The sequence below is a fragment of the Metabacillus flavus genome (assembly GCF_018283675.1).
Classification (GTDB): Bacteria; Bacillota; Bacilli; order Bacillales; family Bacillaceae; genus Metabacillus_B; species Metabacillus_B flavus.
On sequence record NZ_JAGVRK010000001.1, the window covers coordinates 1,898,893 to 1,912,336 of the forward strand.

The following is a 13,444-nucleotide window of genomic DNA, read 5'->3' on the forward strand; positions in this document are numbered from 1 at the left end:
CTTTTAGGAGGTGATGAAGGACAGGCTCTCTGCTTTACATTCTAAAGTTTCGCAATATTCTATTCATAATTACGGGGGGAAATACAACATGAAAAAATGGGGTTTAGCTTTATCAGCTGTTCTGGCAGCAGGAACAATACTTGGGGCTTGCGGAAATAAATCTGCAGAAACGGGCGGAAAAGCAAGCGATTTCACAGTGGCAATGGTAACGGATGTCGGCGGTGTAGATGATAAGTCATTTAACCAATCTGCATGGGAAGGTATTCAGGGTTTCGGTGAAGACAACAACATGGAAAAGGGAAACAAAGGCTTTAACTACCTGCAATCCAAAAATGACGGCGACTATGTTACAAACTTGAACACACTTGTGCGTCAAAAGTATGACTTGATTTACGGGATCGGCTACAAGCTTCAGCCGGCCATTGAGGAGATTGCCGATCAGCAAAAGAAAACGAATTTTGCCATCGTTGATAGTGTTGTAGAAAAAGATAATGTTGCGAGCATCGTGTTTAAAGAGAATGAAGGTTCCTTCCTTGTTGGAGTAGTAGCTGGTCTTACTACGAAAACAAATAAAGTTGGCTTCGTTGGAGGTATGGAAGGTGAACTGATCGGAAAATTTGAAGCCGGCTTCGTCGAAGGGGTTAAGGCGGTAAATCCTGAAGCGACTGTTGATGTTCAGTATGCAGGTGCATTTGACAAGGCGGATAAAGGGAAAGCCATTGCCTCATCCATGTACGGTTCTGGAGCAGACATCATCTACCATGCTGCGGGTGCAACAGGAAACGGTGTTTTCTCAGAAGCAATCGACCTTAAGAAAAAAGATCCAGCACGCGAGCTTTATGTAATCGGTGTGGATAAAGACCAAAGCGAAGAAGGAAAAGGCACGTCTAAAGATGGCAAAGAATTCAACATCACTCTTACATCCATGGTAAAACGTGTAGACGTTGCAGTTAAAGACCTTGCTGAAAAAGCGAAAAACAATGAATTCCCTGGCGGAGAAGTCATCAGCTATGGTTTAGATCAAGACGCAATTTCTGTAGCAAAAGGCGATAATGTTTCTGAAGATGTAATGAAAAAAGTAGACGAGTATAAAGAAAAAATCAGCAAGGGCGAAATCAAAGTTCCAACTGCCCCTGCGAAATAAACCTGACTGCTGGAAAGGCTAGATCTTCTTCTAGCCTTTTTTTAAGCCAAGATCACTGAAAGAACCATGTAAATCTCCGTCTGAAAGTCCATTTGCGAGATAAATAGATTTTCAGATGGGGATCTGCATTCAAGCTGTCCATCATGATAAAGGAGTGAAGCAACATGGATTATGTAATCGAAATGCTTGGGATCCGCAAAGAGTTTCCGGGAATTGTCGCAAATAACAACATCACCCTGCAAGTAGAAAAGGGCGAAATACACGCTTTGCTCGGGGAAAATGGAGCAGGTAAATCGACCCTCATGAACGTATTGTTCGGCTTGTATCAGCCTGAAAAAGGTGAAATTCGTGTTAATGGCAAAAAAGTTGATATTACGAATCCTAATATAGCAAATGATCTGGGAATAGGTATGGTACACCAACATTTTATGCTTGTCAATAACTTTACAGTTACTGAAAATATTATTCTCGGAAACGAACCATCGAAAATGGGGAAAACAAATCTAAAAGAAGCGGAAAAGCAGGTTCGGGAAATTTCTGAACGATACGGTCTTGCCGTGGATCCGTCTGCAAAAATTTCGGATATTTCTGTCGGAATGCAGCAGCGAGTGGAAATTCTGAAAACCCTGTACAGGGGAGCCGAAATCCTGATTTTTGACGAACCGACGGCTGTCCTGACTCCTCAGGAAATTAAAGAACTGATTTCAATTATGAATGCGCTTATAAAGGAAGGAAAATCCATTATCCTTATTACTCATAAGCTGAAAGAAATTATGGAAGTGTGCCACAGGGTAACCGTCATCCGTAAAGGAGAAGGGATTGGAACAGTTAAGGTTTCTGAAACTAATCCGAATGAATTGGCATCATTAATGGTTGGCCGGGAAGTCCTTTTTACTACAGATAAAACGCCTGCTCTTCCTAAGGAAACCGTTCTTGAAGTAAAGGACCTGGTTGTAAAGGATGCAAGAATGGTTACGGCTATTAATTCACTTTCATTGGAAGTGAAAGCTGGAGAAATCGTCGGGATAGCCGGAGTGGATGGAAATGGACAGAGCGAGCTGATTGAGGCAATTACCGGTTTGAAAAAGCATGAATCAGGTTCTATCCATTTAAATGGGAAGGACATTGGACGATTAACTCCGAGAAAAGTAGCTGAATCCGGAGTGGGCCATATTCCACAGGATCGTCATAAGCATGGACTGGTTCTTGATTTTGCAATTGGCGAGAATATGGTGCTCCAGACATATCATCAAAAGCCGTACTCTAATTCAGGCATTCTCAATTTTAAAGAAATTTATAAAAAGGCGGAGCAGCTTATTAAAGAGTTTGACGTAAGGACACCGAGTTCATCTACACCTGCAAGAGCCCTTTCCGGCGGAAATCAGCAGAAGGCCATTATCGGGCGGGAAGTGGACAGGGATCCGGATCTTTTGATTGCTGCACAGCCAACTCGGGGACTTGATGTTGGGGCGATTGAATTTATCCATAAACGCCTGATTGAACAGCGTGATAAAGGAAAGGCGATCTTGCTGATTTCCTTTGAATTGGATGAAATCATGAACGTAAGTGACAGGATCGCGGTTATCTATGAAGGGAAAATTGTGGCTATTGTAAAACCGGAGGAAACTACGGAGCAGGAGCTTGGACTCTTGATGGCCGGAAGCAAGCTGAAGGGAGAAGGTGTAGCACCATGAAAATCATCAACCGTTATATGAATTTGCTGATTCCTGTTATCGCAGTCATTCTAGGACTGCTCAGCGGGGCTTTGGTTATGCTTGTCAGCGGCTATGATCCAATTCTCGGATATGGCGCTTTATGGAATGGGATATTCGGAGACCCTTATAACATCGGGGATACAGTAAGACTGATGACGCCGTATATATTGACGGGTCTGGCTGTAGCCTTTGCTTTCAAAACCGGTTTATTTAACATCGGGGTAGAAGGGCAGGTTATCGTTGGCTGGCTTGCGGCTGTATGGGTGGGACTTGCATTCGATCTCCCTAAAATCATCCATCTTCCGCTTGCCATTTTCGCTGCAGCTTTAGCTGGTGCGTTATGGGGATTCATTCCCGGCCTGTTGAAAGCGCGCTTCCGCGTACATGAAGTTATTGTAACAATCATGATGAACTATATTGCACTCTATGCGACAAACGCTATTATTCAATCTGTATTAACAAAAGGCAGTGATACGACAGAAGAAATTGCGGCAACAGCAAGTCTTCGGTCAGAAACCTTTGAGATGCTGACAAACTACTCAAGGATGCATTATGGAATTTTAATCGCGCTGGCAGCGGCTTTCATTATGTGGTTTTTGCTTGAAAGAACGACTAAAGGATATGAGCTTCGCGCCGTCGGCTTTAATCAGGACGCAGCCCATTATTCCGGTATGAATGTAAACCGCAGCATTATACTCTCCATGGTGATCTCAGGCGCGTTCGCTGGTATTGCAGGGGCGATGGAAGGACTTGGAACGTTCCAATATGCTTCTGTTAAAAGCGGATTTACCGGAATTGGATTCGATGGAATCGCAGTAGCACTACTGGGCGGAAATACGGCAATTGGTGTCATTTTCGCTGCATTCCTTTTCGGAGGATTGAAGGTAGGAGCACTGAATATGCCTTTGGAAGCCAATGTACCAAATGAACTTGTAGAAATCGTTATTGCTCTAATCATATTCTTTGTAGCATCCAGCTATTTTATCCGGTGGCTGCTGCTTCGGTTTAAAAAGGGGGAGAAATAAATGAGCTTACTTCAAGCACTGCAAATTATCATTCCTACCGCTCTGTTCGTAGCGGCTCCTCTAATTCTTACTGCTCTCGGCGGGGTTTTCAGCGAGAAGTCAGGTGTTGTAAATATTGGTCTTGAAGGTTTAATGGTCATAGGTGCATTTACAGGCATTGTCTTCAACTTAACGTTCGCTGAGACATTTGGATCACTGACACCATGGCTTTCATTGCTCGCCGCAATGATCGCGAGTGCCCTGTTTGCCATTTTGCACGCTGTTGCGACGATTACCTTCCGTGCGGATCAGGTAGTCAGCGGAGTAGCAATCAACTTCCTTGCTCTTGGGTTAACGCTCTTCCTTGTTAAAAACATGTATGATAAAGGACAAACCGATCGGATTAACCAAAGCTTTGATATCATTGATATCCCGCTGTTGAGCAAAATACCGGTAATCGGACCGCTGTTTTTCAGCAACGGATACATTACATCTTATATAGCCATCCTTCTTTCAGTAGCAGTTTGGTACGTTATTTACAAAACACCATTCGGCCTTAGACTGAGAGCGGTCGGAGAACATCCGATGGCGGCTGATACGATGGGAATTAATGTGACGAAAATGAGATACATCGGAGTTATTCTGTCCGGTGCATTTGCCGGCATCGGCGGATCGATCTATGCAACCATCATTTCCAGAGACTTCAGCCACGCGACAATCAGCGGTCAAGGATTTATGGCACTGGCTGCAATGATATTCGGGAAATGGCATCCGCTTGGTGCGATGGGAGCAGCTTTATTCTTCGGTTTGGCTCAAGGGATCAGCATTGTGGGGGGCTCCATTCCATTCCTGAAAGATATACCTGAAGTATACTTGCTCATTACACCTTATGTGCTGACAATTCTGGCGCTTGCAGGATTTATCGGCCGTGCTGACTCACCGAAAGGACTTGGAACACCATATATTAAAGGAAAAAGATAAAAGCTGCGTTCCTGCAGCTTTTTCTTTTTTTTAGAGAAAGGTTCTGCTCTGCAAAAAAACAGTCCGATATGGCAACCTTATCGCACCATTGGGCTTTCCAAGCTCAAACAAAGGAATGCCACCCATCTAATGAAATCAGATGGTGCTAAGTCGCTTTTTTGTTTGAGGAAGTGTTCAGTTTTTGCGGAATTTTGTCGTTTGGTCCGTTTTTTCTCTCACTTGGCCTGTATTTACGTACAACTGGCCCGTTTTCGCTTTCAGCCCATATTATATTTGTTTCATGTCCTATCAGCCACTTCCTTTTATTTTCGGCCGCAAACAATCAGCAAAGTGTTCTGGCGAAGCCTTCATCCTGTCATTTCCTGGTTGCATAATAACTCTGCACTTACGGAACAATGTTGTTATCGAATAAATAAGCAGGGTGAATGATATGGCAGATTCGAACAAATTAAATTTACTTGCACTTTCCTCCGTGCCGCTCGTCATGACACTTGGAAATTCAATGCTGATTCCGGTTCTCCCGGCTATTCAGAAGGAACTGGGAATCAGCTCTTTTCAGGTCTCACTTATCATCACGGTTTATTCAATCGTAGCAATTTTGCTCATCCCGCTTGCAGGCTACCTGTCAGACCGGATTGGAAGAAAAACGGTTATCGTTCCCTGTCTTCTCATTGCCGGGGCTGGAGGAGCGTTGTCTGCCTGGGCTTCCACAAATGCCGGAAATCCGTTTATGTGGATATTGGCAGGCAGAATTCTTCAGGGGGTCGGTTCCGCTGGAGCGGCGCCTGTAGTCATTCCATTAATCGGCGATCTGTTTGAGGATGATGAGCAAATCAGTTCAGGTCTTGGATTGATTGAAACGGCGAATACCGCTGGAAAGGTGCTAAGTCCGATAATAGGGGCATTTTTAGCAAGCTTTGTATGGTACATGCCTTTTTGGTTTATTCCGTTTTTCAGCATTGCGGGGGTACTGCTTGTTTTCTTTTTAGTTAAAGTTCCAAAGAAGGATAAAGAAACACAGACCTTCAAAGAATTTTTGCAATGTGTGAAGGTAATTTTTAAGAAAAGCGGCAGGTGGCTATATGCCATTTTTGCCATTGGCGGAATTATTATGCTTGTTCTATTCGGCATTCTTTTTTACCTCTCCGACACACTTGAGAACAAATATGGAATTGATGGGGTGGCTAAAGGCTTTATGCTGGCTATTCCACTCCTTGCGCTGTCCATCAGCTCATATGTTGCCGGGAAAAAAATCGGGAACAAAAAGCACTTGATGAAAATGCTTATTTCATTTGGAATGGCGCTGCTGGCTTTATCCTTTGTAGCGATTCGCCTTCAGCATACGTTTTCCTTTTTGATTGTTTTTCTCGTATTAAGCGGAATAGGAATAGGCATTGCTCTTCCATCCTTAGATGCGCTGATCACAGAGGGAATTGAACAGGAGCACAGGGGGACGATTACTTCCTTTTACAGCTCCATGAGATTTATCGGTGTTGCTGCCGGGCCGCCTTTATATGCTGCCATCATGCCAAGATCAGAGCACTGGATTTACTATGTCTCAATCGGCTTTAGTTTCCTTGCACTTTTGATCGGATTGTTCTTTATAAAACCGCAGGACAAAAATCAGTCAGCCAAACTGAAAACTACATGAAGCAGGCTTGCGTTTGCAGAGAAGCTCATTTTCGTCAGGAGGGGCTGTTTTTTCCTGCTTCATCGTTCCAGTCAAGGTTTGTTTAAAAATAGTTTATAGCTGCTGATGATACGCGGAAGCTTGAAGTCAGTACAAATTTTGCGGAAGAGCTTAAATAGAAAACTCCTCTAATGAAAAGGGGGGTTTTTTGTATGCAAATTTCACAGCCAATTAATTCTTGACAGTAATGCCTGTCTCCCTTTTTAATAGTTTATGTAGTGAATGGTTAAAGAGGTGAACTATATTGGAGGAAGAAAAAATTAAAGCCTTTATACATAGGTATGAGGAGGTTTATTTTTTTGCGGCAAAAAGGGTAACGGCTATTGTCACAGAAAAAGTACTGGATGATATTACCATAGAGCAGTATCAGATCCTGCGTTACATCACCATATATCCCAATTGCCAGGCAACGATGCTTGCGGATATGTGCGGAGTAAATAAAAGTGCAATTTCGGCCATGATTGAACGTTTGGTTCAAAAAGGATTAGTCGAAAGAATCCGTGATGAAAAGGACCGCCGGAACGTTTTTCTGGAGAGCACCGGCAAAGGGCGGATCGTGTATGAAAAAGGGGAACAGCAAATACAAAAATATGTTTCCAGTTATTTGACTGAGCTGTCCGAGGAAGAGATCGATACTTTTTTAACCGTGTTTGAAAAAATCTCTGCCAGTATGGCGGAAAAAGAACGGGGAAATGAACAATGAGAGGAATTATCAAGTTAAGATGGATTCTGCTTGTATTCTGGATAGCGGCAGCGGCTGTTCTTATGATGACTGCACCGAATATGGGAGATCTCGTTGCGGAAAAAGGACAAATATCCGTTCCTGACGGCTACTCATCATCGGTAGCGGGTGATCTTCTTGAAAATCAGTCTGAAGGCGAGGGAGCGGCGCTTGCCCTTGTTTTCCATGATAACAAAAAGCTCAGTGCCTCAGCTGTAAGTGAAATCCAAAAAGCAGTGAAAGACTTAGAAAAAAACCGCAAAGAGTTAAACATCCAGTCCATCACGACCCATTTTGATAATAAAGAACTGGAAAAACAAATGGTGTCTTCTGATGGGAAAACCATTCTTGCAGCCGTAACACTGGAAGACAGCAAGAAAACGGTTCCCGAAATGGCTGACGGTATTCGCAAGGAACTGAAGCAATACAAAGTCGACTCTTACATGACCGGCAGCGAACTGATCGATAAAGACGTAGTTGACAGCTCACAGGAGGGATTAAAGAAAACGGAGTACATTACCATTGCCTTCATTCTGGTTGTGCTGATTCTTGTTTTCCGGTCTCTGATCGCCCCGGTTATCCCCCTGGTTACAGTAGGTGTTGCTTACTTAGTGAGTCAGTCTGTTGTATCTTATTTAGTGGAATATTTCAATTTTCCTCTTTCAACCTTTACGCAAATCTTTATGGTTGCCGTCATGTTCGGAATCGGAACAGATTATTGCATTCTGCTTCTCAGCCGTTTTAAGGAGGAACTAGGTCACGGGGTAGAAAAGACGGAGGCAATCATCAAAACGTTCAAGACGGCAGGAAGGACAGTTATTTTCAGCGGCCTTGCTGTATTTGCAGGTTTCGCGTCCATCGCATTTGCGGAATTTAAGCTGTATCAGTCAGCTGTTGCAGTGGCAGTAGGAATTGCCTTCCTGATTGTGGCGTTAGTGACGATTGTTCCTTTCTTTATGATGGTGCTCGGCAATAATCTGTTTTGGCCCCTTAAAGGCAATATTAAGCATGCTGAAAGCCGGTCTTGGGAGTGGGCAGGCCGTTTTTCCTTCAAAAGGCCAATCGCGGCACTGCTAATCATTGCTGCAATCATTTCCCCTGCGCTTATCAAGTATGATGGGAGCCTTTCTTTCAATTCACTTGATGAAATTGGGGATAGATATGAATCAGTAAAGGCGTTTAATATGATTTCCGATAGCTTCGGACCGGGTGAATCTCTGCCCGCAACGATTGTTATTAAGGATGACCAGCCGCTGAACAATAAAGAAAATCTGGCAACCATCGAGAAAATAAGCGGGGATCTTGAGCAAATTGAAGACATTGACAAGGTTAGGAGCGCAACCAGACCGCTCGGCGATGAGCTCAAGGATTTAGAGGTAGCCAGTCAAGCTGAAGAGCTCGGCAAAGGGATTCAAAGAGGAAATGATGGAATTCAAAAAATTGGAGAGGGCCTGAATGAGGCGTCAAAGCAACTATCAGGTTCCGAACCGAAGCTGAAGGAAGCTACCTCAGGAATTGATCAGCTGATTAAGGGATCAACGGATTTGCAGAGCGGGGTCGGTGAAATTGAAACGGCACTAAAGCAAATTGAAAATGGGATGAATCAAGGATCGGCCGGTTCGCTGGAAATAAAAAAACAAGTGGATACAGCTAAAAACAGCGTCGATCAGCTGATTAAAGGAAGCAGTGCCATTCTCGCAGGTTATGAAGAAGCGGGGAAACAGCTTGGTCAGTTATCAGACGGTTTGACGGCTGTTGATGAAGGTGTAAAAAGCTCACAGGCAGCTTTATTGGGAATGAAAGAGCCGCTGAACAGGCTCGCTGCAAATCCGGCATATCCAAACATTCAAAATGACCCGGACTATCAGCTTGTATATGGAACGGTGCTTGGATTGGAAAAAGGATTTACCGAACTAAGCGGTGCGACAGAAAAACTGTCATCAGGATTAAAAGCGGCTTTGCCGGAGCTTAAAAAAGCGAATGCCGGTCTTGCTGAAGTGAATAAAGGGCAAAAAGAGTTTCAAAAAGGACTTGTACAGCTTTCAGCCGGATTAGGCCAGTTATCTGATGGGCTGAAAGCTGCATCCAGCGGTCAAAACAAAGTCATCAGCGAGCTTCCTAAACTACAAGCGGGAGCGGGGATGCTTGCTGAAGGGCAGACGGATTTAAAAAACGGTCTAAGTCCGTTTTCCACACAGCTTGGCTCTTTGACGAAAGGCCTGAATGATAGCGTCAACGGATTAAATCAAGTTTCCGGCGGATTAAATGAGGCGGAAACTTATTTGGACGGACTATCAAGTTCAAATGCAGATGGATGGTATTTGCCTGATGATGTTCTGAAGAATAAGGATTTTCAGCAGGTATTTAATGAATATATGTCAGAAGATAAAACATTGACAACAATGGATGTTGTTTTAAAAGTAAATCCATATTCAAATGATGCCCTAGCCAAAATGGACGAAGTTGAAGAAGCTGTGAAACGTGCTGTAAAAGGCACAAAGCTTGAGAACGCTACAGTGGGTGTCTCGGGTGTGACCAGCACATATGCGGATTTAAAGCAAATTTCGGACGCTGATTATAACAGAACGGTTTTATTTATGATTACAGCGATTCTGATCATTTTGATCATTCTCCTGAAATCATTTGTTATGCCGGTTTACCTTGTTGGCTCCCTGCTTATAACGTACTATTCATCCAGTGCTATTTCTGAATGGATCTTTGTAGATTTGCTCGGGTATGACGGGATCAACTGGGCCGTTCCATTCTTTGGGTTTGTAATACTAATGGCTCTCGGGATTGATTATTCGATCTTCCTAATGGACCGGTTTAATGAATATAGGGAAATGGACGTAAAATCAGCGATGATTACTGCCATGCGCAATATGGGGACCGTCATTATTTCGGCAGCCATTATTTTAGCCGGTACTTTCGCTGCGATGCTGCCGTCTGGAGTGCTTTCTTTGCTGCAGATTGCAACCCTCGTACTGACAGGACTGATTTTATATGCCTTTGTCATCCTGCCAATCTTTGTTCCTGTTATGGTCAGGACATTTGATAAGGCCAATTGGTGGCCGTTTATGGGAAAACGCGAATCTTAAAATAATGAAACTGTTTTAATTGTCCTGTTGAGGGACTTGTATTGAAATTAAACCCCTGGGACGCTGCCCAGGGGTTGTTTTTTTGTATAGGTACTTTGAACAATATGGTTAGGCTGATTGGTGTGCGCGCCTCCTGCTAAGAGCAGCGGGAGTTGAGACCCCGCAGGGCTTGCGCGGCGGATGCTAACCGCGCGCCCCGGTGGCCGCTGACGATCTGCAGCGGGAATCAGCCATAGCCAAACTATTTTTAAGCTTTATTAACTGCTTTCTGGACAATCACATTTTTAGCATAGGCTCTTTTGCTGATTTGAGTGAAAGTCGTTAAGAGTCGGACGGAAATTTAATAGAACTTAAATAAGAAAAGCAGGAATGTTTAAGCTAAAGTCTCCTTATTTCCTAAATGTTCCTCTACTTGGTATAATTACTGGTACGAATGGACTCATTTAAATCAAAAAAGGCTAAACTACAAAGGATAATCCTTAAACTGAGGAGTGAATGTATGTCTTTTTTTCAGGAAAAGCAAACAAAACTGAATGGAATAACCGTTCATACCGTAAAAACGGATAAATACAAAACGAACACCCTCGTCCTAAAGATGATGGCTCCCCTCAAAAAAGAAAATGTAACAAAACGCGCGATTCTTCCTTTTGTTCTTCAAAGGGCAACAGAAAGGTTCCGTACGACGGGCGATCTTCGAAATCACCTGGATGAACTTTATGGAGCATCCCTGTTCGCGGACCTTTCCAAAAAAGGGGAAAATCAAATTATCACGTTCCGGATGGAAGTAGCCAATGAAAAATTTTTATCCGAGAAAACGCCATTGTTTGAAGAGGCAATCAGTCTCCTGTCGGATATCCTGCTTCGTCCGCTATTAAAGGGCAGCGCTTTTGATGAAGGAATAGTGAAGGAAGAAATACGGACGCTCAAGCAGCGGATCCAGGCTGCTTACGATGATAAAATGAGATATTCCAATCTCAGGCTCGTGCAGGAAATGTGCAAAAATGAGCCTTACGCTCTGCATGTAAACGGAGAGAAGGATCAGGCTGATGATCTGACTGCGGAAAATGTTTATGAGTATTACCAGCAGGTCCTTAAAGAAGATAAGCTTGATTTATACCTGATTGGAGATTTTGAGGAAGATGCTGCGGGGGAAATGGTAAAGAAATATTTTGATTTCTCTGCCAACACCCACGCCTATCCTGAAACCGAACAAGCAAGCAAGCAGCATGTTGAGGAAAAAGAGGTCATTGAAGAAGAAGACGTTAAGCAGGGGAAATTAAATATCGGATACCGGACCAACTGTTTGTATAACGATGATTCGTATTTTGCACTTCAGGTTTTTAATGGGATTTTCGGCGGATTCTCTCATTCCAAGCTGTTCATAAATGTGAGGGAAAAAGCAAGTCTTGCGTACTATGCTGCTTCAAGGGTTGAATCCCATAAAGGTCTCTTAATGGTCATGTCAGGTATTGAAGTGGGTAACTATGATCATGCTGTCTCTATAATTAAAGAGCAGATGGCAGCGATGAAGAATGGCGATTTTACGGATGATGACTTGAATCAGACAAAGGGCGTCATCAGAAATCAGCTTTTGGAAACCATCGATACGAGCTATGGACTAAGCGAAATTCTGTATCAGAATGTTGCAGCCAACTCTGAACGTACATTTGATGAGCTATTAGATGGCATCAGCCATGTTACGAAAGAAGAGGTAGTGGAATCAGCGTCTAAAATCGAGCTGGATACCATTTATTTCCTTAAAGGAAAGGGGGCACAAAACAATGGGTAAGCCTATACAGTTTGAGCAGCTTCAGGAAGAGCTGTATCATGAAAAAATGGACAATGGATTAAATGTTTATGTACTGCCCAAAAAAGGATTTAATAAGACTTATGCAACCTTTACCACCAAATATGGTTCCATCGATAACGAATTTGTGCCTCTTGGACAGGAAGAAATGAAAAAGGTTCCGGATGGAATTGCGCATTTTCTTGAGCATAAGCTTTTTGAAAAAGAAGATGGGGATGTTTTTCAGCAATTCGGCAAGCAAGGGGCATCCTCTAATGCCTTTACATCGTTTACACGAACCGCTTACTTGTTCTCAAGCACCTCAGATGCCGAGAAAAACCTGGAAACGTTAATTGATTTCGTTCAGGAGCCTTATTTTACAGAAAAGTCAGTAGAAAAAGAAAAGGGAATCATCGGACAGGAAATCAACATGTATGATGATAACCCGGACTGGCGTTTATATTTCGGATTAATTGAAAACATGTATGAAAAGCATCCTGTGAAAATTGATATCGCCGGTACAGTTGAATCTATTTCTCATATCACGAAGGATTTGCTGTATGAGTGCTACCATACGTTTTATCATCCGAGCAATATGCTGCTTTTTGTTACCGGTCCGGTTGATCCTGAGGGTGTTTTAAAGCAGGTTAGAGAAAATCAGAAAAAGAAAACGTTTGAAGAGCCTCAAACCATTAAGCGTCCCGAACTCTCTGAAAAAGCAGAGGTGGATAAAAAGGACGAAAAGCTTCCAATGAACGTTCAGTCTTCGAAATGCCTCGTTGGCATCAAGGCAAAAGAGACCGGTTTATCCGGGGAAGAGCTTCTTAAAAAAGAATTGACGGCTAACCTGGTGCTTGATGTGCTCTTCGGGAAAAGCTCCAGTCATTTCCAAACCATGTACAGCAACGGTTTAATAGATGATACCTTCAGCTATGATTACACGGAAGAGGAGACCTTCGGATTTGCGATGATTGGCGGAGATACCGATCAGCCGGAGGAGCTTGCCAAGCAAACAAAAGAAATTTTATTCAAAGCTAGGGAAGAGGGCTTGGATCAGGAACGGCTGAATACAGCGATCAAAAAAAGGATTGGAGCATTTCTGCGTTCCGTCAATTCTCCTGAGTACATTGCCAATCAATTCACCCGCTATGCATTCAATGATATGAACCTGTTTGATGTTGTACCGGTTCTCGAGCAGATAACAAAGCAGGATGCGGATGCTCTTTTACAGCAGTTCGCAGATGAAAAGCAAATGACCGTCTTTACGGTTGTTCCAAAAAAGGAAGACAAATAATTTTTTTGAAT

General features: G+C 43.2%; 9 protein-coding genes. All 9 read left to right on the forward strand.

Annotated elements, in window-relative coordinates; genetic code table 11:
* Positions 1-88 precede the first annotated feature (88 nt).
* The 9 genes from J9317_RS09755 (at position 89) to yfmH (ending at position 13,433) form a co-directional block, all read left to right on the forward strand.
* Entirely contained in the window at positions 89-1,144 is a 1,056-nt protein-coding gene (locus J9317_RS09755; RefSeq protein WP_211558190.1) for a BMP family lipoprotein, read from the forward strand.
* A 164-nt stretch (positions 1,145-1,308) separates the two neighbouring features.
* Positions 1,309-2,838, forward strand: coding sequence for an ABC transporter ATP-binding protein (locus J9317_RS09760; RefSeq protein ID WP_211558192.1), 1,530 nt, complete (start codon positions 1,309-1,311; stop codon positions 2,836-2,838).
* Positions 2,835-3,884, forward strand: a complete 1,050-nt coding sequence (locus J9317_RS09765; protein WP_249292103.1) for an ABC transporter permease — start codon at positions 2,835-2,837, stop codon at positions 3,882-3,884. Before J9317_RS09760 ends, J9317_RS09765 begins: the two co-directional genes overlap by 4 nt.
* Positions 3,885-4,844, forward strand: a complete 960-nt coding sequence (locus tag J9317_RS09770; RefSeq protein WP_211558195.1) for an ABC transporter permease — start codon at positions 3,885-3,887, stop codon at positions 4,842-4,844.
* A gap of 430 nt (positions 4,845-5,274) precedes the next feature.
* Positions 5,275-6,495, forward strand: a complete 1,221-nt coding sequence (gene bcbE / locus J9317_RS09775) for a bacillibactin exporter BcbE (RefSeq protein ID WP_249292105.1) — start codon at positions 5,275-5,277, stop codon at positions 6,493-6,495.
* 283 nt (positions 6,496-6,778) lie between these two features.
* On the forward strand, positions 6,779-7,237 hold the full coding sequence (locus J9317_RS09780) for a MarR family winged helix-turn-helix transcriptional regulator (protein ID WP_211558197.1): 459 nt from the start codon (positions 6,779-6,781) through the stop codon (positions 7,235-7,237).
* Positions 7,234-10,353 (forward strand): MMPL family transporter, encoded by a 3,120-nt coding sequence (locus tag J9317_RS09785; protein WP_211558199.1) that lies wholly within the window; start codon positions 7,234-7,236, stop codon positions 10,351-10,353. Before J9317_RS09780 ends, J9317_RS09785 begins: the two co-directional genes overlap by 4 nt.
* Positions 10,354-10,852: 499 nt before the next feature.
* Positions 10,853-12,142, forward strand: coding sequence for an EF-P 5-aminopentanol modification-associated protein YfmF (yfmF, locus tag J9317_RS09790; protein WP_211558201.1), 1,290 nt, complete (start codon positions 10,853-10,855; stop codon positions 12,140-12,142).
* Positions 12,135-13,433, forward strand: a complete 1,299-nt coding sequence (gene yfmH / locus J9317_RS09795) for an EF-P 5-aminopentanol modification-associated protein YfmH (RefSeq protein WP_211558203.1) — start codon at positions 12,135-12,137, stop codon at positions 13,431-13,433. The genes yfmF and yfmH overlap by 8 nt, the downstream gene beginning before the upstream one ends.
* Positions 13,434-13,444 lie beyond the last annotated feature (11 nt).